The organism is Hymenobacter sp. BT18, from assembly GCF_012273015.1.
In the GTDB taxonomy this organism is placed as follows: Bacteria; Bacteroidota; Bacteroidia; order Cytophagales; family Hymenobacteraceae; genus Hymenobacter; species Hymenobacter lutimineralis.
The window spans coordinates 1,365,019-1,388,633 of record NZ_CP050954.1; the positions used below are offsets into that span (position 1 = coordinate 1,365,019).

Genomic DNA, 23,615 nt, shown 5'->3' on the forward strand with positions numbered 1-23,615 from the left:
TAGAGACTTGCTTAGTGGGTTATAACCGGAAGCTCACGTTGAATGGTGAGCTTCCGGCTGGTTAACCTAGTAGTGGCACTTCGAGCATTCCGTGCCACCATTCGACGACACCGTGAAGGGCACTGCGCCGTTCGCCTTGTCGTGGAGTTGCACCAGCTTGTCGTAGTAACCGTTGCCTTTCGTGTTCAGAGGCGTTTCGCGGTGGCAGTTGATGCACCAGCCCATGGTCAGGGCCGAGTACTGGTATACTACCTCCATGTTCTGGATGGGGCCGTGGCAGGTCTGGCACTCCAGGCCGCCCACTTGCGTGTGCTGGGAGTGGTTGAAGTAGGCCAGGTCGGGCAGGTTGTGAATACGCACCCACTGAATGGGCTGGTTCTTCTGGATAGCCCGGTAGATTTTCTTGATTTCCGGCGACTCCGTTTTGATCTGCGAGTGGCAGTTCATACAGATGTTAGCTGAAGGGATGTTGGCCGACTTGCTCTTGTATACCGAGGTGTGGCAGTAGGCGCAGTTGATCTGGTGCTCACCGGCGTGCAGCTTGTGCGAGAAGGCAATGGGCTGGGTAGGCTGGTAGCCCTGCTGCAGACCCACGGCCATTACGCCCTGCACCGACTCGTACAACACGGCCAGCACGAAGATGCCCACGGCCAAACCGCGTACTACTTTCGACTTATACAGCTGCGTCCAGTCCGTGCGCTGCTCCAGCATTTCCACGTCGCGGCCATCGAGGTCCTTGCGGCCCCGCAGCACGTCCTTCATGATGTTGGCAATGATAACGAGCGTTACCACCAGTACAATCAGCACTACTACTAATACGATGAGCAGGATGTCGACATACTTGGCGGCGCCGGCTTCCGTGCCGGGGGCTGCCGTCTCGCCACCTTCGCCAGGCTTGGCGGCTCCAACCGGTGTTCCGGCTGCTACAGCGGGTTTAGCGCTTTCGGCGTCGAGGTAAGAAACAATCGAGGTGATTTCAGCATCCGAGAGCTGGAAGCTGGGCATCTGCTGCTTCTGGTACTCGTTGAAGATCTTCACCGCGTATTCGTCGCCGCTGGCAACTACTTTGCTGGAGTTCTTGATCCATGGAATCAGCCAGGCCAGGGAACGGCGCTTGGAAATGTCCCGTAGAGCCGGGCCCACCACTTTCTCGTTCACGGCGTGGCACTGGGCGCAGTTGCCTTTGAAAAGGGCGTCGCCGGCAGCAATGGCGGCAGCGTCGCCGGTGGTGGCCCCAGCGGCAGCAGCGGGGGCAGCGGCGGCCGTAGCGCCGGGCGCTACTCCTTCCTTGCTCACGTCCGGGGCAGCGCCCACGTCCTGTGCCGAGGCACGGTCAAGGGCGGCAAACGACAGAAAGAGAGCCAGTAAGAAGTGCGGAAGGGTACGAAGTCGGATGCTAGTCATAGCACAATTTGACGGGAAAAAAGAAACGCGGGGGTGCTTCAAGGCCACAAATGTAGGTCGGGAAACCCAGAGAACAAACCCGCCCAGGCTAATTTTCGCCTTCGCGGACTTGTGTAGAATGCTTCTAAAAAGGCCGGTTCCAACTCCTTAATATATGTTCTGCACTCCACCGCTTCCGTGCGCTGGCTCCCCCAGCCTATGCGCTCAGCTGCGCCTCCAGAAAACAACACCGTTGAGCTACCGTTGTTTGCCAGCTGATTCACACTGGCTTAGTCGGCCGAAGCTGGAAAAGAAATGTTGTGTTACCGGGTTCTTTCCAACTGAAAAAGCGTATCTTTGCCGCCTCATTCAGTTTTTTAATCACATTTTCACCCCGTCGTAATGGAAGTAAGAAATTACGAGACGGTCTTCATTTTGACTCCCGTGCTGAACGAGAGCCAGGTGCAAGAGACGGTCGAGAAGTTCACCCAGGTGCTTAAGGAAAATAGCGCCGACATCATTCACCAGGAAAACTGGGGCCTCAAGAAACTGGCCTACCCGATTCAGAAGAAATCGACCGGTTATTACTTTCTCGTGGAGTTCACTGGCTCCGGCAACATCGTTGACAAGCTGGAAACGGCTTTCCGTCGCGACGAGCGGGTTATCCGCTTTCTCACGACGGTGCTCGACAAGCACGCCGTGGCTTACAGCCAGCGCCGTCGCAACGGCGAAATGAACCAGCAGAAGGCTAAACAACAATCGGAAGCCGTAGCCCAATAAGTATATGAGCCTCGCCAACGAAAGAATCCACAAGCAAGAGCAGCGCGTGAAGTACTGCCGCTTCAAGAAAGCCGGTATTAAGTACGTGGACTACAAAGACCCGAACTTCCTGCTCAAGTTCGTCAACGAGCAGGGCCGCATTCTGCCCCGCCGCATCACCGGTACCAGCCTGAAGTTTCAGCGCAAAGTAGCTCAGGCCGTGGCCAAAGCCCGTCACCTGGCTTTGATGCCCTACGTAACCGACTCGCTGAAATAGTAAAATTAGTATTGAGTAGTTGGTATTGAGTAGTGAGACCAATGCGAAGTTTCTTCGCTCCGTTCTTACTCAGCACTTACTCCTCACTACTGAATACTAAATAAAGACATGGAAGTAATCCTGAAAGACGACGTAAAGGGTCTGGGCTACAAGAATGACCTGGTGACGGTGAAAGCCGGCTTCGGCCGCAACTACCTGTTGCCCCAGGGTCTGGCTGTGCTGGCTGACAAGACCAACAAGAAAATCGTAGCCGAAAACGTACGCCAGGCCGCTCACAAAGCGGAGAAGGTAAAGGCAGATGCCCAAGCCGTGGCCGACAAAATCGGGGACGTAGTAACTGACCTGCCCGCCAAGGTGGGAGAAAGCGGCCGCATCTTCGGCCGGGTAACCACCCTGCAACTTGCCGACGCCCTGAAAGCGAAAGGCATCGAGGTAGACCGCAAGCGTCTGTCGTTCGACCAGGAGCCTACGGCTGTTGGCGAATACACCGCTACGCTGGACCTGCACCGCGAGGTGAAGCACAAAGTACGCTTCAACGTAGTATCGGAATAGGTACTGCTTCTGCTTAGAAAAAGCCCGTCTGTTAAATCAGACGGGCTTTTTTCTTGTCCATTAGCGGGCTGTTTACGTACCCTTACCGGTTAGCGCGGCATTCAGTGGCTGCCTGTTACCTTTGCACTCTATCTACTGTAGTTTCTCCTGGCCTGGTAGCGTTTGCTCGGCTGGTTGTGGGTGCCGCCGCTTGGCAGGCGCCGCATAAGGAGCAAGCTGCCGGTGGCCCGCACCGCTTTTCGGGTTGATGTATCCCTGATGTTCCGTACCGAACTCCCCCTTATACCCCATCCGCAGCAGCTGCCGCCTTCCGCGCGGGTGCTCACGATAGGCTCCTGCTTTGCCGACTCTATTGGCCGCCGCCTCACCGACTACAAAGTTGGGGCCCTGGTGAATCCGTTCGGCACCGTGTTCAACCCAATTACGGCCTGCCAACTCCTGCGTGCCGCCGCAGGCGAGGATATGGACTGGCAGCAGCACCTCGTGGAAGCCCGGGGCCGTTGGCAGAGCTACGACCTGCACGCTTCCGTAGGTGCCGACAACCCGGTGGCGTTGCTTCAGCAGATCCAAGGAAAAATGCACGAGGCCGGGGCCTTCCTGGCTCAGGCCGATGTGGTCGTCCTCACGCTGGGCACGGCCTTCGTCTACCGGCTAAAGGAAACGCAGGAGTTGGTGAGCAACTGCCACAAGATGCCCGCCGAGGGGTTCGAGAAGGAGCTGCTGACGCCCGATGAGATTATCAACGCCGTAGCCGAAACCCACGCCTACCTGCGTCGCATCAACCCCAAGCTGCGCTTTGTGCTGACAGTGAGCCCCGTGCGTCATCTTAAGGATACCTTGCCGCTGAATGCTGTGAGCAAGTCGGTGCTGCGCGTGGCCTGCCATTACCTGAGCGAACTGCTGCCCGATGTGTCGTATTTCCCGGCATATGAGCTTTTGGTGGACGACTTGCGCGACTACCGCTTCTACGCGGCGGATATGCTGCACCCCTCGTCGGTGGCCGAGGACTATATCTGGGAGAAGTTCACGCGCACCTACTTCGATCAGGCCTTCGGTCGCTTCAAAAAAGAATGGGAAAGCATCCGGCAGGCGTTGGCACACCGGCCTTTGTATGCGGCTGCGCCCGAACACCGCCAGTTTCTGGAGCAAACCCTCGAACGGCTGGAGCGCATCAGCGCGCAGGCCAGCGTGCAGACTGAGCTGGCCGTTGTGCGGCAGCGCCTGGCCGAACTGCCCCTCCCCCCTGCTCCGATTCAATTAGACTTAGAGCCCGAAGACGACGAGGAGCGCATCGATATTGGGGAGGGAACCTCAACCAATGAAGCCAAGACGCCGGCCGCACCCGAATGGGTCCAAGCCAGCCGCCAGCCGCTTGCACCGGCGGAAATTTCCGAGCAGGAAGAGGAAGACGGGGAAGAAGAAGCTGAGCAAGTTGACACGCTAGCCGAAGCCGTAGATGCCGTGCTGGAATCGGAGCAGCCCTTGATGAAGAAAAAGCGTCGGAGCCGGGGTGGAGCCAAGCGCAACAAGAAAAAGCACGCCGCCCGCTTGGCCGCCGAAGCCCTTACGGCCGCGGCAAGCGTGGAGGCTGAGGCCCCGGCTGACCTAGCGCCAGTTGCCGTCGAGCCCGCCGCCGAGCTTACTCAGGCATTGCCGCCCGCGCCGCCCACCGTAATTATTGCGCAGGAAGACGCGCCCCTGCAAACCGCGCTGGAACGCCGCAAACGCAATTCCCGCCGTTCGAAAAACCGTAAGCCGGCCCTACCCGACACGCTCTCGGCAGCTGTAACAGGGTTGGAAGAAGCAGCTGCGGCACCCGTTCAACCCCAAACTGAGCCCACCTCTCCCCTGCTGACGTCGGCCCCGGTTGAGGAGCCGGCCGTGTTTGCGCCAAGCGCCGAAAACCAACCAACTGCGGAGCCTGCGTCGCCAGAAGCTGAATCGGAGGAAGCCGGCAGTCGTCGGGAAGGCCGCACCGGCCGCTCGGCCAGCGAACGGCGAGCCGCCGCAGTACGCAAACCACACCGTCCTGCCGCGCGCTTCAAGCCCTTATATGCCGCGGACAATACGCCGATAGAAGCAGGTGAAACCACTGTACCAGCGGAAGCGTCGGCTCCTGCAACGGAACTTCCGCCGGTAGCGCCGCAGATGCCCAGCCTGCCGGCGCCTACCGTGGCCCCAGTAGCAGCTTCAGCTGAAGCGCGACCAGCCGTGTTACCTGCGGCGCCTTTAATTCCGGATACGGTCAATACAGGTTCCTCCGGCACGTTGAGCGAAACCGGCGTAGCCACGCGCAAACCCCGCCCTAGCCGGGCCAAGCAGCCGGTGTTGGCCGCAGAAGTCGTCCCCGAAGCTACTCCGGTAGCACCGCCCGACCCGGTCGTGGAGCCAGCAGCTGCGGCCGCACCATTGGTTCCTAAGCCCAAGCGCCCACGCCCGAAAAAGGCTACGCCGGCCCCTGAAGCAGCCGCTGCACCAGCCCCAGAAAGCAAGCCAGCCCCGAAACGGCGGGCGAAGGCTCCAGCGGCTCAGCTAGACCAAGCCCCTGCGCCCGAAGCGCCGGCCCCTGCCGATGTTCCTGCAACTCCGGCGCCCAAGCGCACTCGCCCGCCTCGCCGCAAGCCCGCCGGGCCGGAAGCGTAACCTGATAAAACACCCCAAGACAAAACCCGGCCCCCTGCGGCCGGGTTTTGTCTTTCCCATCTTGCCTTCGCCCATGTCTTCGCCCGCATCCTCCCCTTCTAACCGCCTTCTGCAGGAAACCAGCCCCTACCTGCTCCAGCATGCCCACAACCCGGTAGACTGGTATCCGTGGGGCCCGGAGGCCCTGGCGCGGGCAGTAGAGGAGCAAAAGCCCATCCTGGTGAGTATAGGCTACGCGGCCTGCCACTGGTGCCACGTGATGGAGCGCGAGTCTTTCGAGAATCCGCGGATTGCCGCCTTGATGAACGAGTACTTCATCTGCGTTAAAGTCGACCGGGAAGAGCGCCCGGATGTAGATCAGGTATACATGGAGGCCCTGCAGGCTATGGGCCTAGCCGGGGGTTGGCCGCTGAACGTGTTCCTGACTTCGGCCGCCAAGCCGTTCTACGGAGGCACCTACTTTTCTCCGGGCAACTGGACGCAGCTGCTGACCAGCATTGGGCAGGCGTATCAAAACGCCGACCGGGAGCAGCTGGATGCCTCGGCTGAACAGTTTGCCCGCGCCCTGCAGGTAAGCTTCCTGGAGAAACACCACGTTCCGGTGGCGGCGCAGGGCGTTACGGACGAAGACTTCAAATTGCTGGTGTATAACCTAGCCGAAAAGTTCGACCGGGAGCAAGGCGGGCTGAACCGGGCGCCCAAGTTTCCGATGCCCAGCATCTGGCGCTTTCTTTTGCGCACCCAGCAGCTTAGTGGGAGCCACGCCGTGCGCGAGCAGGTGCTGCTTACCCTGCGCCACATGGCCTGGGGCGGCATCTACGATCAGGTAAGCGGGGGCTTTGCGCGCTATTCGGTGGACGAAGCCTGGCTGGCTCCACACTTCGAGAAAATGCTCTACGACAATGGACAGCTCGTCAGTCTCTACGCCGAAGCCTACCAGGCAACCGGCGAGGAGCTATTCCGGGAGGTTGTGTATGCAACTGTAGCCTTTATAGAAAGGGAGCTGATGAGCCCGGAAGGCGGTTTTTACTCGGCGCTGGATGCGGACAGCGAAGGGGAGGAAGGTCGTTACTACGTTTTCACGAAAGAAGAGCTGGTAGCGGCTCTGGGCGACGAAGAGCCCCTGGCCTCAGCGTACTACCAATGCACCGCTGCGGGCAACTGGGAACACGGCCGCAACATCCTGCACCGCCACCTCTCGGATGCCGACTTTGCCCAAGCACACGAGCTGGCCCCCGGCGTGGTGGCCGAGTTGGTGCAGAGCTGGCAGCAGAAGCTGCGGGCATATCGGGAACGGCGGCCCCGCCCGGCCCTGGATGACAAAGTACTCACCGGCTGGAACGCCCTGATGCTGCAAGGGATGCTCGATGCCTACCGGGCCTTTGCCGAGCCTACCTTCCTGGCGCTGGCACTTCGCAATGCCGAGTTCATCCAGGCCAACCTGCGGAACGGGCCTGCCCTGTGGCGAAGCTATAAAGAAGGCCGCGCCACCGTTCCTGGCTTTCTAGAAGACTATGCTCTGACGATTCAGGCATATATCAGCTTATACGAGGCCACGTTCGTGGAAGCCTGGCTGCACGAGGCTGAGGTCCTGACCACTTATGCCCTGGACAACTTCTTTGACCCCACCGAGGAGCAGTTCTTCTACACCGACGCCGCCAGTGAACCACTGATTGCCCGCCGCAAAGAGCTGTTCGACAACGTAATGCCCAGCTCCAACGCGGTGATGGCGCACAACCTGCACCGGCTGGGGCTGCTGCTGGCTCAGCCACGCTACACCGAGCTGGCCGCCGCTATGCTGCGCCGGGTGCAGACGCTGGTCGTGCAGGAGCCCCAGCACCTTGCGCACTGGGCCTCCCTTTACGCTTCCTTTCTCCGGCCCACCGCCGAAATTGCTATTGTAGGCCCCGAGGCGCAGGCTTTCCGCCAAGAGCTTTGCCGACACTACTTACCCAACGTGGTGCTGGCAGGTAGTACCGAGCCCAGTTCTTTGCCCCTGCTGCAAAACCGCACCGCCATCAAGGAGCAGACAACAGTGTACGTGTGCTTCAACAGCACCTGCCAGCTGCCAGTACATAGTGTGGCGGAGGCCCTGAAGCAACTGTAGCCGGCCGGCGGCCAACGAATTCCGCTTGAGCCTCTACTTGGCGCGGCCTCGTGTGTTATCTTTACCTTTCGCTTCCAGCCAGATTTTCCTTTGAGCCTCACGTTTGACTTTGTGCAGCCGCAGCCCGAGCCGGCCACCGACCGCGTCACGCTGTTTGCGGACGTGATTTTGCCGCTGCCGCTGCCCAAGCTGTATACCTACCGCGTGCCCTACGAGCTGAACGACCAGGTAGTGGTAGGCGGTCGGGTCATTGTGCAGTTTGGGGCCAAGAAAACGCTGAGCTGCATTGTGGCGGCCGTGCACGAAAATCCGCCTAAAGAGTATCAGGCCAAATACATCCTGGAGTTTATCGATGATGCCCCGGTGGTGACGCAGCCCCAGCTGAAGCTCTTCCGCTGGATGGCCGACTACTACCTGTGCACCCTGGGCGAAGTTATCAACGCGGCCCTACCCTCGGCCCTCAAGCTTAGTTCTGAGAGCCGGGTGCAGCTACACCCGGCCTTTGTGCGCGACGAAAACCCCTACCCGCTCAGCGAGCAGGAGGAAAAGATTGTGGAGGCCCTGAGCACTGGCGAAGAAGGCAAGAGCCTCACCTTCACGGAGGTGGGCGAAATCCTGGGCATCACGTCCTTTCACAAGGTCATCAAGTCCCTGATGCAGAAGGACGTGGTCTTTCTGTTCGAGCATTTGCAGGACAAGTACTCACCCAAGGTGGTGAAGAAGGTGCGGCTGGCGCATCATTACGTGGCCGAATCGGCGGTGGAAGGCTTATTTGCGCAACTGGCCTCCCGCTCCAAGCAGCTGGATGTGCTCATGCGCTACCTGCAGAAGGTGCCCGTGTACCAGAACGAGCACCTCAACCACCAAGGCATTGAAAAAGCTTACCTGACTTCTGCCCCGCACCTTTCGCCCTCAGCGGTGAACACGCTCATCAAAAACGGCATTCTCGAGCAGTTCGACGTGATTGTGTCACGCTTCCCGCTGGATGATGCCGCCGAGGCCAACATGCACTTCACCCTGAGCGAGGCCCAGACGACGGCCCGCGACGACGTGATGCAGCAGTTTCAGGAAAAGGACATTGTGCTGCTGCACGGTGTAACGGGCGCCGGCAAAACCGAAATCTACATCGACCTTATCCGGCAGGCGCTGGACGGGGGCGGGCAGGTGCTGTACCTGCTGCCCGAAATTGCCCTCACCGCCCAGATTGTGACCCGCCTGATGCGCGTGTTCGGCTCCCGCCTGGGCGTGTACCACTCCAAGTTTTCCGACAACGAGCGGGTGGAAGTGTGGAACGGGGTGCTGTCGGGGCGGTTCCAGGTAGTAGTAGGCGTCCGCTCCTCGGTATTTCTGCCCTTCGACAACCTGGCGCTGATTATCGTGGACGAGGAGCACGAGAGCAGCTACAAGCAGTACGACCCGGCTCCGCGCTACAATGCCCGCGAAGTGGCGCTGATGATGGCCAACTTCCAGGGTGCCCGCACGCTGCTGGGCTCGGCCACGCCCGCCGTGGAGACGTACTACCAGACGCGCACCGGGCGCTACGGGCTGGTCTCCCTTACCAAGCGCTTCGGGGAGGCCGGGCTGCCGGAAATTGAGCTGGTGGATACGCGCAAGAGCCGGGAAGCGAAGAAGATGCACAACCACTTCACGCCCGAACTCATGCTGGAGATGGAGCGGAAGCTGGGCGCTAAGGAGCAGATTATCCTGTTTCAGAATCGCCGCGGCTACTCCCCTTTCATCAACTGTCTCGACTGCGGCTGGATACCCAAGTGCCAGAACTGCGCCGTGAGCCTCAGCTACCACAAGCACGCCCACGAGCTGCGCTGCCACTACTGCGGCTACCACGACCGGCTACCCGTAGAGTGCCCGGCCTGCGGCTCCCGCAACCTCAAGCCGGTGGGCTTCGGCACCGAAAAAATTGAGGATGACCTCAAAATCATGCTGCCCGAGGCCAACGTGCAGCGCATGGACCTGGATACCACCCGCGCTAAAAACTCCTACCAGCAAATCATTGCCGACTTTGAAAAGCAGGTAACCAACGTGTTGGTGGGCACCCAGATGGTCACCAAGGGCCTGGACTTTGCCAATGTGAGCTTGGTGGGCATCATCAACGCCGACTCCATTATCCATTATCCGGATTTCCGGGCGCACGAGCGGGCCTTCCAGATGTTTGTGCAGGTAAGCGGGCGAGCCGGACGCAAGGGCAAAAAGGGGAAGGTCATCATCCAAACCGGCGACCCGCAGCAGGTAATTTTCGACAAGGTTATCCGCAACGACTACCTGGAGTTCTACGAGTACGAGATTCTGCAGCGGCGCGAGCATGGTTACCCGCCGTTTATGCGCATCATCCGGCTCACGGTAAAGCACATGGACCAGCATCTGGCCGAGCGGGCCGCTATTCTGCTCACCAACGAGCTGGTAGACCGCCTGGGCCGCGAGGCGGTGCTAGGCCCCGAGGCCCCTTATATCTTCCGAATTCGCAACTTCTTCCTGCAGGAAATCACCATCAAGCTCAGCCGCGAGCATACCGTGCTTAAGCAGGCCAAAGCCGATATTCTGGCCGCCATCAACGCCGTGAAAGACCAGAAGGACTACAAGCAGGCCCGCTTCGTGGCCGACGTAGACCCGATGTAGAGTAGGGAAGCACCCGTAGCAGCACGAAAGCCAGACCATACGCAGACCGCCCATTCCGGCAACAGCCGGAATGGGCGGTCTGCGTATGGTCTGTTGTCAGCAAAAAACCGGTGAAAGCAATCCTATATGAGCATTATACACTATCAATCAACTAATTATAATCCTGATAATGATAGCACAATTAAAAAATGATGCCTTAAACGATAAAAAAAGAAAAAAGGATTTAATATTGTTGGTGTAGGCGCGAAATAGCCATATTCATTGTACCCTATTTTCTTTTTTCTTTTCCCTTTTCCTCATTCTATGAAAAACTTTAACTCTCTGCTATCAGCCGCTTTGCTGATGCTTTCCCTGGCCTCGTGCAGCAAAGAAAGCTACACGTTCCGCGCTCCGGCCTCGTCGCACAACACGGCCAGTGCTGCTACCGTGCAGACTACCGACGTAGCCCAGGAAGCTACTCCGGCCTTCACAGCGTCTACGGCACCGGCAGCTGCAGCCCCAGCAGTAGCCCGCAAAGCCGCCCGTACGTACTCGGCTCAGGTACAGGCTGAAAAAGTTACTATGGCTACCACAGCGGCTCCCACTCGGGCCGAGGTGAAAGAAGCCAAAGCCACTATCAAAGCGCTGCACAAGGCCAGCAAGAAAGCCCACGCCGCCGCGCCGCTGGCCGAAGGCAAAAGCCAGGCGGTAGCCCTGATCCTCGTTCTCTTGGTTGGAGGCTTGGGCATTCACCGCTTCTACCTGGGCTATACCGGCATTGGCATTGCCCAGCTCCTCACGCTCGGCGGCTGTGGCATCTGGGCGCTGATTGACCTCATTCGCATCATTACCGGTGACCTGAAGCCGAAAGGTGGAGATTACGCGAAGAAACTTTAAGCGGCTTCGGGCGCTGCTCATGATTGTAGGCTCGGGCATCATCTGGCTTACGCTGCTGGTGCTGCCTGGATCTTTCTTCGACCACGGTCAGTCCGTTTGCCTAAGCCAGCTTTTGCTGCACCAGGCCTGCCCGGCTTGCGGTATCACCCGCGCCTGCATGCACGCCCTGCACCTTAACTGGCAGCAAGCTTGGCACTACAACCGGTTAGTGGTAATAGTGCTGCCACTGCTGGCCTGGCTATGGGGCCAGGAAGTGTGGGTGAATATGCAGCGGCTGGGCTGGGTTCCGCCCCCGCGGTCCGAAGAGTAATCAAGCCGCCGAAACCGTTTTACCACAAAGCCCCACCTGCAGTGCAGGCGGGGCTTTTTCGTGTAATACTTACTATGCCTGGGCTAAAGTCAGGACGCCGGTTCCCATTATCGCGGTGCAAGGTTCCAATGCGCCCAAGAAGGTTCGTTGCGCAGCTCATATGGCCGGTGGGGCCTGGTTTACGGTCACTCGCCGAAGTGCCCCGATGAATGCAAAAAACCCCGGCTACCTATGTGGTAACCGGGGTTTTCTGGTAAAGCAGGCCGCTCTATATTTCGTCGAGCAGGTAAAGTACGATCAGGATCAGACCAATCAGGGCCAGAATACCGCCCAGCAGCACGATGATGCCGGAGCCGATAGCACTGCCGAGGATCTGAACCACCAAACCCAGGACGAGCAGAATCACGCCCTGGCGCAGCTTGCCCTGCAGCTTGTTGGATTCGGAAACGTCGCTGTGCTTCTTCGTGAAGACTTTCGAAGCTACTTTGTCGGCGTTCTTCAGGGCTTTCTTCACCAGCATTTTCTGCATCAAGGAAGGCTTGGCGGAAGTAGACGCGGTGGCTTTCTTGGCAGCAGCGGGAGCAGCAACGGCGGGAGCAGTTTTAGCAGCCGGGGCCACAGCGGCTACTTCGGCAGCGGGAGCAGTGGCTACCGGAGCTTCTGCCACGGCCGAAGCCGGGGTAGCGGCGGGCTTCGTAACGGCTACCCGCTCCGTGCCGTGGTACGACGACGTTTTGGGCAGCATGGCGTACTCAGCGCGGTTACAGCTGCTCAGGCCAGCTGAGATAAGTACCGTCAGAGCCAGCAGGCTCTGCTTCCAGGAGAGAAGGTGTTGTTTCATAGGAACAAGAAAATGGTTAAAGGAAAAGAAACGTAAGGGTTGATATAGACGAGGCCGAACCGCGCAGGGAATTAGCCATACTAGCTATGTTTACTGCAATGATAACTAATAAAACTCCTCCTGCAACAGCCCAGCTACGCGGGAAAGCCCCCCGCCCGGTCTCTCCTACTCCGCACTTACCGCCCACTCCTACACGCAGCTATGCCCACGGTGAAGCTAAGTAAGCAGGAGCCGGTGGTGAATAGGATCCTGACAGTCAGCCCTGAAAAGCAACGCAGCCACAAGCCCGGTAATTTCTGTACCTATGGAAATCGTAAGGGTCTAATGTCGGCAATGGCCTTCCCCTTAATTTGCATACTACCCGCCGCTTTCCGGCCGTTCTTTCGGCTCCAGTGCTTCGCGCCAGCCCACAGCCCAGCTTCGTTCGAACGCTTCCGGCCAGTTGCGCGTTGCTAAAGCAGCTTTGTTTCCCCAGCATGCAGCGAACTTCATTTCCCATTTCTGTCAGCCCGGTTTTTTGCGCGCTGGCCTTCTCTTTTCTCTTTTCCTGCACCCAGCCCGTCCTGGAAACCCGCACCACGGCCAGCCGGGCCGGGCTGCCGGACAGCCTCGGCTACGAGCTGCGCCCGGCTCAGGACCCCAATGGCATCGGCAAATATTTTCAGGGCCGTCAGATTGCGCACGTAATGGGCCATGATGGAGCCGGCTGGCTGGAGAGAACCGACCGGGACAAGGAAGAAGGCACCGATATCCTGCTGCGGGAGCTGCGCCTCAAATCCACTGATGTAGTGGCCGATCTGGGCGCCGGCACCGGCTACTTCACATTTCGCATCAGCCCGCTCGTGCCGCGGGGCAAGGTACTGGCCGTGGATATTCAGCCCGAAATGGTGGCGGTATTGAAGGAGACCAAAGCCCGCCGGAAGGCAACAAACGTGCAGCCAATTCTGGGCACGGTGCAGAACCCGAATCTGCCGGCCAATAGCGTAGACTTGGTGCTGATTGTGGATGCCTACCACGAGTTCGACCACCCCCGGGAAATCATGCAGGCAGTACAAGCTGCGCTCCGACCAGGCGGGCGCATAGCCTTGGTAGAGTATCGCGCTGAGGACCCCAACGTCGCCATTAAGCGCATTCATAAGATGAGCGTGGCCCAGGCCCGCCGGGAGCTGGAAGCCATCGGCTTGGAGTACGTTGAAAATATCCAGTCGCTGCCGCAACAGCACCTGCTTATTTTCCGGAAGAAGTAGGCCAGCGCCTGCCTTACCTTTGCGGGGTATGAACACCGACCCGCGCCAACTTTCCATCCAAGACTTCACGTATCATCTGCCGGCCGAGCGCATTGCGCCCGAGCCCCTGCCCCAGCGCGACCAGTCCCGACTCCTGGTTTACCGCCAGGGCACCATTACCGACCAGGTATTCCGCCAGCTTCCCCAGGAGCTGCCCTCCGATGCGCTGCTTATCTTCAACGACACCAAAGTGGTACGCGCCCGGCTCTTTGCCCAAAAGCCCACGGGTGGCCTGGTGGAGCTTTTTTGCCTGGAGCCGGTAGCTCCCCATCGGGCCATTGAGCCGGCTATGCAGCAAACCGGCGCCTGCGTGTGGAAATGTCTGGTTGGTAACGGCAAGCGGTGGAAATCCGGCCCCGTCACCCTCTCTTTCACTACGGCCGACAACCAGCCGGCCACCCTCACGGCGCAGCGCGGCGAGGTAGCCGATGGCTACTCGTTGGTACACTTTAGCTGGGAGCCGGCTAGCCTACCTTTTGCCGAAGTACTGCGCGCGGCCGGGCACCTGCCCCTGCCCCCCTACCTCAACCGCACCGATACAGCCGTGGATGCTGTACGCTACCAGACGGTGTACGCCGCCCAGGAAGGCGCCGTAGCAGCGCCCACCGCCGGCCTACACTTCTCCGATGAGGTGCTGGCCGAGTTAACTGACCGGGGCATTGCCTCGGGGCGCGTCACGCTGCACGTAGGCGCGGGCACCTTCCAGCCGGTGAAGGCCGGGCACATGGCGGATCATGCCATGCACGGGGAGCCCATCAGCGTATCGGCGACCTTGCTGCGGCAGCTGCTGGCGCACCTGCCCCGGCCCGTGCTGGCCGTGGGCACTACCAGCCTCAGAACCCTGGAAAGCCTGTACTGGCTGGGAGCTGCCCTGCTGCAGGACCCGACGACGCCCTCGTGGCACGTGAGCCAATGGCAACCCTACGAGCAGACTACTGCCCCGTCTACCACCGAAGCTCTCGAAGCCCTTTTGCAGCACCTGCAGGCTACCGGAGCCGATATCCTGCACGCTACCACCCAGCTGCTCATTGCTCCCGGTTACCACTTCCGGGTAGCCAATGGGCTCATCACCAACTTTCATCAGCCGGAAAGCACATTACTTCTCCTGGTAGCCGCTTTGATTGGTCCGCGCTGGCGCGACGTGTACGACCACGCACTGGCGCACGACTACCGGTTTCTGAGCTACGGCGACAGTTCCTTACTGCTTCCCTAAGGTCTATTTAGCTGGTTTGGCTATCCAATTTGGGAATGGAGCGTATAGAGGGCCATTCATCTCCATTAGACCTTTCTCATGAAAAGGATAGTATTGCTGCTGGCCTTTGCAGCGTTTTCCGGCTCTGCCTTCGCTCAGGAGGAAATCAAAACCCAAACCCAGAATCCAGCTACGGGTGCCCAATCGTCGACTGAGGTAGATGTGCGGAGCAACGGCACAGTAAAAGTGGAATCAGAAAGCCGCACGGGCCGGACCAAGGCTGGCCAGAAGGCTTACAACACCGGCCAGGACGTGAAGCAGGCCGGCCGGAAAACGGGCCGGGTAGCTAAAAAAGGGGCTCAAAAAACCGGCAAAGGCCTTAAAAAGGCTGGCAAAGCTGTAAAAAACACCGCCAAAGACGTGGTTGACTAGAGAGCTTAGCGTATATAGTTTTTCCGCACTAGGGTTGCAAAAACGCCCCGCTGATTTGTATCAGCGGGGCGTTCTGCTTTTGATGACTTACTACTAAGATCCTAACCCCTCAAACCTACTGCCCTACGAAGAACACGGCATTGCCGAAGAGCAGTTTCCCGCCTTGCCAGAAAGCCCGGAACAGGGGGTTGTCGCCGAAGTATACTACCTGGCCCCGGCCCAAATCCTGGGCACCCAGCACCACTGTGTCGTTGAGCTTGCGCCGGGCGCGGTTACCGGCGAAACCGGCGGCGTAGTTGTTCTTCTTCAGCACGCCTACGTTCCAAGCGCCTTCGCCCAGGAAGCGGTAGTTAAGCGTATCCCGGATGAGAGCGTAGTAGCTGGGGCCGTAGCCGAATGCTAAGGGGTGGGTGTTGTCCAGCTGTACCTGGTACACGCTGCCTTGTACCAGCTCCTGAATCTGGTCCCGCTCGGCATCAGCATAGCGGCGCAGGGCGCGGTAGGGGTCGTTTTTGCGGCCAGCAGCCGTGCTGTCGGCGGGCTTGGTTTTGAGGGCAAAGTCCTTTTTGCCGGCGAAGAAGGCCGCTCCCCCTTCCAAGGCAATAACTTTTCCGCCGCTGCGCACCCAGCTTTTCAGGTTGTCCAGCTGCCGGTCGGAGAAGGCATCGGCGTAGTAGCCGTCGGGCATAATCAGCACATCGAACTTGGACAGGGGCACAGAATTCAGGTAATCGGTGCCCAGCACGGTGATGGGGTAGCCAATCTGCTGCTCGAAGAAGTGCCACACCTCGCCAAAAGCGGTGGGCGACACACCCTCCCCAGCCAATACTGCTACTTTGGGCATGTTCACGAACCGCACGTAGCCGGAGCCTAAGTCGGCACCGCTGGTGGCAAAGCCCGAGGTTACGGCCTGCACCACTACCCCGGAAGAATCGGCCTGGGCCTGCACGAGCTGATCGAAACGCTTGCCGAGGCCTTCGTTGCCGCTGCGCGTGATGACGAGGGTACCCGACTGGTACTGCTGCCCCGCGGCTTCAAAAGGTCGCTGAGCGACCCGCACTTTCACTTTCTGCTGCAGCAGGCGGCTCAGGAAGCGTACATCCTGCAGGTTGTTCCAACGGGCTACGTAGGCGTAGGGGGTACCAGTAGCGGCAGTACCTTTTACGGTCGTGGTCGTGGGGGCTGAGCCCGAGTTGTCGAGGCGCTGAGCCACGGCGTAGGCCTTCAAGCCGAAGGCGTAAGGCAGGGCCCAGGCCGTGATATCGTACGTGAGTGAGTCTTCCAGAGCGGGCTTGGGCTCAAACAGCACCTTTACCAGCGTCGATTTGGGCTGGTACATGCTTACCACTACGTCACGGGCTTCTACCTGCACGTTTTCCGTTTTGCCGCTCAGGTAGTTGAAGCCGCGCGTTTTCAGCCGCTTGGGGGCGTAGCCGTAGCGAATCTGCTGCCGATCGAGGTACTGGGTCAGCGCTTTCAGCTGACCTGGGTCGCCGGAGCCGGCTACCACAAACGACTTGTACTCGCCCTGGGGCTTGGTACGGCCCCGCTCAAAGAATTGCTGGAACTCCTTGAGCAGGTCGTCATGCTTTTCCGACGTGGCCTGGATGGTGGCCAGGCTGGTAGCGTGGTGGTGCGAAATGCGCTGGGTGAGCGTGAGCGTGTCGCCATCGGACTTGGCGAAGCTGAGGCCCGCCCGGCCCGAGCCACCCTGCTCATAGGTCATCCCAATGGCGCCGTTGAAGGTCGGGTACGTGTCGCCATAGCTGGGGTAAAACAGGTCGAAGGTTTCGCGGGTGAAGTACAGCCAGTTATTCTGGTCGAACACCTTGCGGTTGTAGTCGCCGATGACATTCTGCATGGTGCGCTGCCAGGGCGTCACGTCGGCGTGGAAGGGCTTAGCCGCGGGCGAGAAGTAGTACGGGGCATCGGGGCCCATTTCGTGGAAATCGGCGTGTACCTGGGGCAGCCACTGGTTGTAGAGCGTGAGGCGCTGGCGGCTTTCCTGCTGCGTCTGCCAGGCCCAGTCGCGGTTCAGGTCGAAGTAGTAGTGGTTGTAGCGGCCACCGGGCCAGGGCTCATGGTGTTCCCAGGCGTAGGGCGAGGCATTGGCTTGGCGGTTGCTCACGCGGTTGTACCACTGCACGTACCGCTCGCGCCCATCGGGGTTCACGCAGGGGTCCACCATGACCACGGTGTTTTGCAGCCACTGCTGGGTTTGCTGGTTCTGGGGGTTGGCCAGGTCGTAGAGCACCTGCATCACCGCCTCCGACGACACCGATTCGTTGCCGTGCACGTTGTAGCTTAGCCACACAATGCCGGGCTGCTGGCGCTGGATAGCGCCGGACTGGAGCCCGGCCAAGCGCAGGTTGTTCTGCCGGATGGCATCGAGCCGGCTCAGGTTATCCGGAGAGGCTATCTGCACTACTTCCAAAGGGCGGTGCTCATACGTCTCGCCGTAGGGCTGGACCTTCATGCGCCCCCCGGAGTGCTGCACCACGTGGTCGACGTAGCGAAGCAGCTCGGCGTGGGGGGTGAAACGGCTGCCCAGGGAGTAACCCAGAAATTGCTCGGGCGTGAGCAGGGCATTGGCGGGGGCTGATTGGGCGCTGACGTGGGTAGCCGCTGCCAACAGCAGCAAACATAGCCAGCCCCGGAGGGTACGGAAATAAGAATGGGACACGGAAAAAAGTTGACGCAGCCCGACGGCTGCATGGGCGAAAAGCTTACGAAGCCAAAGAAAGCCTAAAGTAGCAGTAGCCCCGTAATTTTTGCCCACTACGCCCGGAAATTAGGCGGAATCCTGTCCTATTTAATTGCTTTCCGGGCGTAGTAGACAAAAAGGTCAGCTTTTTGTGTCGGCCGGCAGTGCGGCCGGGGCTTTTTCGCGCACCTGATAGAGTACACTTTCGGCTACGCCCCGCCCAAACAGGCTCACGCCCGCATTCAGTACGCCCAGAGCCAGCGTGCCGGCCCCCACCCAGGTGGCGGTGGGCGCTTGTTGTTCCTTCAGGTTACTGGCCCACTGCACCAGGCAAGTACCTAAACCAATTACCATCAACCCGGCTGGCGCAAACGTCAGCCATTTCGTTTTGTGCGTCATTGCGGCAAACTACTTACGTGAGACAAAACCAGTAGAGCGGCCTGAAATCAGTCCGGCCTCGCTGGCAGTATCTTCAATCGTACCTTTGCAGCCCGAGGTTACACTACGCAGGCAGATTATGCTGCCTTGCGCGTGTTTTTGCCTTGTTTCGCTTCAAGAATCCTGCTTATGAGTGCTCCTGCCTTCGAAAAACTTTTGCGTGAGGCCTTTCCCCTTCCGGCTGAGGCCGCGCAATACCTCACCCCTACCGAGCACCAGGCCTACGCGGCCCTGGAAAAGGCATCGAAGCCGGAGCTGGCGTTTCGCTTCGAGCGGGTGCGGCTGGTAGTGGCCATGGCCCTCATCAAGCTGCTGGCCGACCTGGGCGACCACGAAGAAAGCCGCCGGGTGCTGGCCGTGCTGCACCGCGCCGCCCAGGCTGGCTCCATCAGCGAAATCGACAAAACCATTCACCGCGACGCCCAAGCCTTCGAGCAACTCTACACCAACCTCTACGTGAACGACGAGGGCGAACAGGTGCTGCAGCTGTTTGAGCGCACCCTGGACGCCGACTCCCGCGAAGCCATGGACGATGTGCTGTTTGATGCCCTGGTGCTCCTGCCCCAACTCGATTTTAGCCATTACGACGAAGAAGAGGACGAAGCCTGATCCTGGTTTTTCTTGCCCCGCTAATTCCTAATTTACGGGACATGAAAAAAGCCGCCCCAAAACTGGAGCGGCTTTTTTGCGCCTTGTTGGCAAGACGGCTTAGTTGTAGCCCGGGTTTTGCGGCAGCGCATTGCCCAGCTGGATTTCGTAATCCGGGATAGGCAGCACCCGGTTTGGAGCCGTAGACGGGTTGCCGCCCAGGGTACGGCCCGTACGGCGAAAGTCGTGGATTCGGAAGCCTTCGAAGGCCAGCTCCAGTTCCCGCTCACGGAGAACATCCGCTAGCGTTACCGTACCCAGAGTAGAAGCCCCGGCCCGCTCCCGGATCAGGTTGATATCCTCGCGGGCAGCTGGCTCATTGTTAGCCCGAATATTGGCCTCGGCCCGAATCAGGTACATTTCGGCCAGACGGATAATCGGGATATTCTGTCCTGGGTCGTTCCATTTAAAGGAACGGCGGCCGGCGCGCACAGCGTCACCAACGTAGAGCAGGCTTTCCCCGATGTTCTCCCCGGAAATACCACGCATGTCGCTGGTTTCGTACTGGGCAACGAATACCGAGGACACATTCACGTCGGCGCGGCCGCGGAAGCCCGTGGTTTTACCGGAATAGAACGTAGCCAGACCGTCGTTGGTAGCTCCAGCGTTGTTTTGGTCGTTTTGCTGCACCTCAAACAGGGCCTCAGCCGAGCCCTTGCTAGTGAAGATATCAAGCACTGAGGGGTTTAGGGAAGCACCACTGCTGGCAATGACTTCGTCGGCCAAGGCACCAGCTTCAGCATACTGACCTAGCTGCAGATGTACCCGCGCCAAGAGGGCTTTGGCGTCATACTTATCAAAGCGACCCTCTGCGTTGCTTTCAGGCAGCAAGTCTTCCGCAGCCTCCATATCGGCCAGAATCTGCGTGTATACTTCCTGCACGGAGTTGCGGCCTACTTTCGCCGAGGCTTCATCCAAGGAGTTGATACCCTTCAATTGCAGCGGCACGCCCAGTGGGCTGGTGATGTCGGGTTGCCCGTAGAGGCGCACTAGCTCAAAGTACAGCAAACCGCGCATCAGGCGCATCTCGCCCTCATACTGGGCGCGGGTGTCGGCATCGGTGATGGTGCCCAGACCGCCCAGAATCAGGTTGTTGATGTTGATGAGCCGGTAAGCCTCGCGCCAAGTACGCAATGCGTCGGTGTTGAAATTCTCAATGTCAGCCAAGGCTAGCTCACGGTAGCTTTGGAAGGTGCCTTGCCAGCCTACGTAGCCTTCCGCGGCTAGCAGGTCTGGAATGAGCACTAGGTTGGTACCGTAGAGCCCGGGCGTATAGAGGCGAGAATAAGCGCCAACCACTGCCGTGCCAATGCCCTCGGGTGTACCGAGCGCCAAACCCGCGTCAATCGACTGCTGGGGCTGAATATCCAACTGCTTTTCGCAGGAGGTGCTCAGCAGTCCTGCAGCCAACAGTAGCGCCACCGTAGCGGCGCGAAATGTATATTTTTTCATGTGTTGAGCTCTGAAAACGCCGTCTGATTAAAAACCAAGGTTTACCCCAACCAGCCAGGTTTTGGCCAGTGGCGGCGTGTAAAAGTCGTGTCCCACGAGGTAGTTGGGCAGGCCATTGAAGGAGCTGTTTACCTCAGGGTCGTAGCCATCGTAGTTCGTGATGGTGAGCAGGTTCTGCCCCGTCACGTAGATACGGGCGTTGGAGAGGCGGGCTTTGCCAGCCCACTCTTTGGGCAGGTTGTAAGCCACCGTCAGGTTTTTGAAGCGGAAGAACGAGCCATCCTGGATCCAGCGGGAAGAAGCACGGCCACCGTTACCCTCCAAGAAGCGAGCCTGAGGCACATTCGTCACATCACCGGGTTTCTGCCAACGCTTCAGCTGATCGACTGTCTGGTTATCAAAGTAGTCGCCGTTTACCGACTGGAAGAAACCAGCCGTGTTGTACACGTCGTTGCCGTAGGTGAACTGGTTGAGCAAGCTCACTTCAAATCCTTTGAAAGCAAAAGTATTCGTCAGACCACCCGTAAAGTCGGGGTTCGGGTCGCCCAGCTTGCGGCGCTCTGCATCACCCGGCTGGTTGGTTTTGCTGCCATCCGCCGTGTAATAAAGTGCGTCGCCGTTAGCAGGGTCAACGCCTGCGTACTCAATACCCCAGAACACGCCGATTGGTTCTCCCTCACGCACGTTGCTTAGGTTACGGGAACCCGTGGTCAGAATCTGACCGTTCAGGTCCGATACTTCGTTACGGTTGAAGGTAATGTTGAAGTTCGTGGTCCATTTAAAGGCGTTGTCGATGTTGCGCGTATTCAGCGAGAATTCAACACCACGGTTCCGTAATTTACCCAGGTTTCGTGTAATTACCTGGTAACCACCCGTGAAGGGTAGCTGGTCATTGAGCAACAGGTCGGTAGTGTTTTTCTGGTAAACATCCACTTCCCCCGTAATGCGGTCATTTGCGAAGCCGAACTCCAACCCTAAGTCCGCCTGAGCGGTGTTTTCCCAGGTCAGTTGGTCGTTACCCAGTACTACACCAGGAACGATGCCCGGCTCCGAGCCATATTGGCTGCCGCTATAAAGCGTACGCGAGTCAAAGTTGCCGATTTCGGCGTTACCAGTCAGACCATAGCTGGCGCGCAGCTTCAAAAAGCTCACTACACTGTTTTCCTGCAGGAAGCTTTCTTCGCTGATCACCCAGCCAGCCGAAGCGGCCGGAAATACGCCCCAACGCTCTTCGCGGCCGAAGCGCGAGGACTGGTCACCGCGTATGCTAGCCGAGAAGAGGTAGCGGTTGGCGAAGGCGTAGTTTACGCGGCTGAGCAGCGACAGGAAGGAGTATCCCGTGCCGGAAGAACCGCTACCCGAGGTAAAGCGGGCGGCCGAAGCCAAGCGGCGGAATTGGTCACTAGGAAAACCCCGGCCTTCTACTGCCGACTGCGACTGATCGTAGCGCTGGAAAGTGAAGCCAGCTAGTACGTCAAACGTATGGTCCTCGCCAATAGTCTGGGCCCAAGTAGCCGTATTGTTGGTAGTGTAGTTTACAGCCTGTACTTGGTTGCTGTAGCCATAGCCATCAGGTGCGCCATCGTTGGAGAGGCGGCTGTAGTACAGCTCTTCTCGCAAACTCAAGAAGTCGCCACCAAGTTCCGAGCGCAGAGTCAGGTTTTTGATCGGCTGGAAACTCAGCGTAGCCGTACCGATGGAGCGGTAGTTACCGGAGCGGTTGGTACCCGTGTTAAGGGAAACTAAGGCATTTTCGTACAATGTACCCCGGTTGAATCCCGTTGGATCGGTAGGATCGTAGGCAGCCTGCAGTGGAGGCAGGGCGTTCATCTGAATGGGGTTGGTGAAGGCGTTGTCGTCTGGCACCCGGTCGTTCACCGAGCGTACCAGCGACAGGTTCAGACCTACTTTCAGCTTATCCGAAACATTGTGGTCGAAGTTAGTGCGCAACGAACCCCGCCGATACTGGTTACCGATAATAATACCCGTCTGGTCGCTGTAGTTGCCGCTGATGTAGAAACGGGTTTTGGCGTCGCCTCCGCTGATGTTGGCATCATACTGGGAAACTTTGCCTTTGCGGAAAGCCAACTCATTCCACTTCGTATCGAGATTGGAGTTGTAGTCGATGCCACCAAAATCACTGAAGGCTCTTGCCAGGTAGTCAGGGTCTGAACCGTCGTTAGGGCCATACTCTGCATTAATAGCGGAGCCCGGAATGAGCGAAGCATTGGTAATAGCCTCCCCGAAGAACTCCTTATATTGGTCGCGGTTCAAGAATTCCCGGATGCGAGTGGCGCGGCTGGTACCCACGTAATAGCCTACGTTCACCTTCGATTCGCCCTGACGACCTTTCTTGGTAGTCACCAGAATTACCCCATTGGAAGCGCGCGAACCATAGATGGCGGAAGCGGCTGCATCTTTTAGGATGGTGATGCTTTCAATGTCGTTGGGATTCAGATCAGCTAGGGGGTTGAGAGGTTCGGAGCTAGCTAGGCCTACGTCCTGAGAGGTAACCGGAATACCATCGATTACATACAAAGGCTGGTTGGAAGCCGTGATAGACGATGAGCCACGCACGCGAATGGTCACGCCCTGGCCCAGCTTACCGGAGCCTTGGTTGATTTGTACACCCGGCGTGCGGCCCTGAATGGCCTGCTCGAAGCTAACAGTGGGCACGTTTTCCACGTCTTTGCTGCTCAGCTGGGTTACTGAGCCGGTCAGGTCTCTTTTGGCCTGGGTGCCGTAGCCCACTACTACTGCTTCGTTGAGCAGGGTTTCATTGGTTTGCAGGCGTACGTTGATGGTGCCACCCGTGACAGGCAGCGTTTGGGACACGAAGCCAATAGAGCTGAAGATCAGCGAGGCGCCTTCCTGCACGTTGAGGGTGAAGTTGCCGCCAGCATCGGTGCTGGTGCCATTGGTGGTGCCGCGCTCCAGCACGGTTACGCCCGGCAAGCCGGCACCGTCGCCGGCACCGGTTACGCGGCCGCTCACGGCGCGTGTCTGAGCCCAGGCAGAGATGCCCAGCAACAGGTACAGCACCAGGGAGAGGAGTACTTTCTGTTTCATGTGTGTGACCTC

At 58.8% G+C, this 23,615-nt stretch carries 18 protein-coding genes; 12 read left to right on the forward strand and 6 right to left on the reverse strand.

From position 1 onward, the window contains the following. Positions 1-66 precede the first annotated feature (66 nt). A complete protein-coding gene (locus HER32_RS05620; protein WP_168681118.1) occupies positions 67-1,404 on the reverse strand; it encodes a cytochrome c3 family protein in 1,338 nt (445 codons plus the stop codon). Positions 1,405-1,785: 381 nt separating this feature from the next. On the opposite strand from HER32_RS05620, the gene rpsF reads away from it, so the two are divergent. From rpsF to HER32_RS05660, 8 genes are all read left to right on the forward strand, one after another. Further along, a complete protein-coding gene (gene rpsF / locus HER32_RS05625; protein WP_149071345.1) occupies positions 1,786-2,163 on the forward strand; it encodes a 30S ribosomal protein S6 in 378 nt (125 codons plus the stop codon). A 4-nt stretch (positions 2,164-2,167) separates the two neighbouring features. Continuing rightward, a complete protein-coding gene (rpsR, locus tag HER32_RS05630; RefSeq protein WP_149071344.1) occupies positions 2,168-2,419 on the forward strand; it encodes a 30S ribosomal protein S18 in 252 nt (83 codons plus the stop codon). Positions 2,420-2,527: 108 nt separating this feature from the next. After that, complete coding sequence (rplI, locus tag HER32_RS05635) at positions 2,528-2,971, forward strand: 50S ribosomal protein L9 (RefSeq protein ID WP_149071343.1); 444 nt, start codon at positions 2,528-2,530, stop codon at positions 2,969-2,971. 258 nt (positions 2,972-3,229) lie between these two features. Then, positions 3,230-5,614, forward strand: a complete 2,385-nt coding sequence (locus HER32_RS05640) for a GSCFA domain-containing protein (protein ID WP_168681120.1) — start codon at positions 3,230-3,232, stop codon at positions 5,612-5,614. Positions 5,615-5,687: 73 nt separating this feature from the next. After that, positions 5,688-7,721 carry a thioredoxin domain-containing protein gene (locus tag HER32_RS05645; RefSeq protein WP_168681122.1) on the forward strand — a complete coding sequence of 678 codons (2,034 nt, stop codon included), beginning with the start codon at positions 5,688-5,690 and terminating at the stop codon, positions 7,719-7,721. Between the two features lie 90 nt (positions 7,722-7,811). Then, positions 7,812-10,355, forward strand: coding sequence for a primosomal protein N' (gene priA, locus HER32_RS05650; protein WP_168681124.1), 2,544 nt, complete (start codon positions 7,812-7,814; stop codon positions 10,353-10,355). 303 nt (positions 10,356-10,658) lie between these two features. After that, positions 10,659-11,231 carry a TM2 domain-containing protein gene (locus HER32_RS20145; protein WP_197748876.1) on the forward strand — a complete coding sequence of 191 codons (573 nt, stop codon included), beginning with the start codon at positions 10,659-10,661 and terminating at the stop codon, positions 11,229-11,231. A gap of 19 nt (positions 11,232-11,250) precedes the next feature. After that, a complete protein-coding gene (locus tag HER32_RS05660; RefSeq protein WP_149071339.1) occupies positions 11,251-11,541 on the forward strand; it encodes a DUF2752 domain-containing protein in 291 nt (96 codons plus the stop codon). A 268-nt stretch (positions 11,542-11,809) separates the two neighbouring features. On the opposite strand, the gene HER32_RS20150 is transcribed toward HER32_RS05660, so the two are convergent. Next, on the reverse strand, positions 11,810-12,382 hold the full coding sequence (locus HER32_RS20150) for a hypothetical protein (RefSeq protein ID WP_197748877.1): 573 nt from the start codon (positions 12,380-12,382) through the stop codon (positions 11,810-11,812). A 476-nt stretch (positions 12,383-12,858) separates the two neighbouring features. On the opposite strand from HER32_RS20150, the gene HER32_RS05670 reads away from it, so the two are divergent. The 3 genes from HER32_RS05670 to HER32_RS05680 all read left to right on the forward strand — a co-directional run bounded on the left by HER32_RS05670 (position 12,859) and on the right by HER32_RS05680 (position 15,292). After that, the gene (locus tag HER32_RS05670; RefSeq protein ID WP_168681126.1) at positions 12,859-13,629 is read left to right on the forward strand and encodes a class I SAM-dependent methyltransferase; all 771 of its coding nucleotides are present in this window, start codon (positions 12,859-12,861) and stop codon (positions 13,627-13,629) included. Between the two features lie 28 nt (positions 13,630-13,657). Continuing rightward, positions 13,658-14,881, forward strand: coding sequence for an S-adenosylmethionine:tRNA ribosyltransferase-isomerase (locus tag HER32_RS05675; RefSeq protein ID WP_168681128.1), 1,224 nt, complete (start codon positions 13,658-13,660; stop codon positions 14,879-14,881). A gap of 78 nt (positions 14,882-14,959) precedes the next feature. Beyond that, positions 14,960-15,292 carry a hypothetical protein gene (locus HER32_RS05680; protein WP_168681129.1) on the forward strand — a complete coding sequence of 111 codons (333 nt, stop codon included), beginning with the start codon at positions 14,960-14,962 and terminating at the stop codon, positions 15,290-15,292. Positions 15,293-15,407: 115 nt separating this feature from the next. On the opposite strand, the gene HER32_RS05685 is transcribed toward HER32_RS05680, so the two are convergent. After that, on the reverse strand, positions 15,408-17,975 hold the full coding sequence (locus HER32_RS05685) for a M14 family zinc carboxypeptidase (RefSeq protein ID WP_232066403.1): 2,568 nt from the start codon (positions 17,973-17,975) through the stop codon (positions 15,408-15,410). Positions 17,976-18,137: 162 nt separating this feature from the next. Continuing rightward, positions 18,138-18,395: a hypothetical protein gene (locus tag HER32_RS05690; protein ID WP_168681131.1), complete on the reverse strand. Its 258-nt coding sequence runs from the start codon at positions 18,393-18,395 to the stop codon at positions 18,138-18,140. A gap of 168 nt (positions 18,396-18,563) precedes the next feature. Here HER32_RS05690 and HER32_RS05695 point away from each other — a divergent pair, with 168 nt between their 5' ends. Then, positions 18,564-19,043 (forward strand): hypothetical protein, encoded by a 480-nt coding sequence (locus HER32_RS05695; RefSeq protein ID WP_168681133.1) that lies wholly within the window; start codon positions 18,564-18,566, stop codon positions 19,041-19,043. Between the two features lie 99 nt (positions 19,044-19,142). On the opposite strand, the gene HER32_RS05700 is transcribed toward HER32_RS05695, so the two are convergent. Together HER32_RS05700 and HER32_RS05705 are read right to left on the reverse strand one after the other, a co-directional pair. After that, on the reverse strand, positions 19,143-20,534 hold the full coding sequence (locus HER32_RS05700; protein WP_168681135.1) for a RagB/SusD family nutrient uptake outer membrane protein: 1,392 nt from the start codon (positions 20,532-20,534) through the stop codon (positions 19,143-19,145). 27 nt (positions 20,535-20,561) lie between these two features. Next, the gene (locus tag HER32_RS05705; protein WP_168681136.1) at positions 20,562-23,603 is read right to left on the reverse strand and encodes a SusC/RagA family TonB-linked outer membrane protein; all 3,042 of its coding nucleotides are present in this window, start codon (positions 23,601-23,603) and stop codon (positions 20,562-20,564) included. Positions 23,604-23,615: the final 12 nt, after the last annotated feature.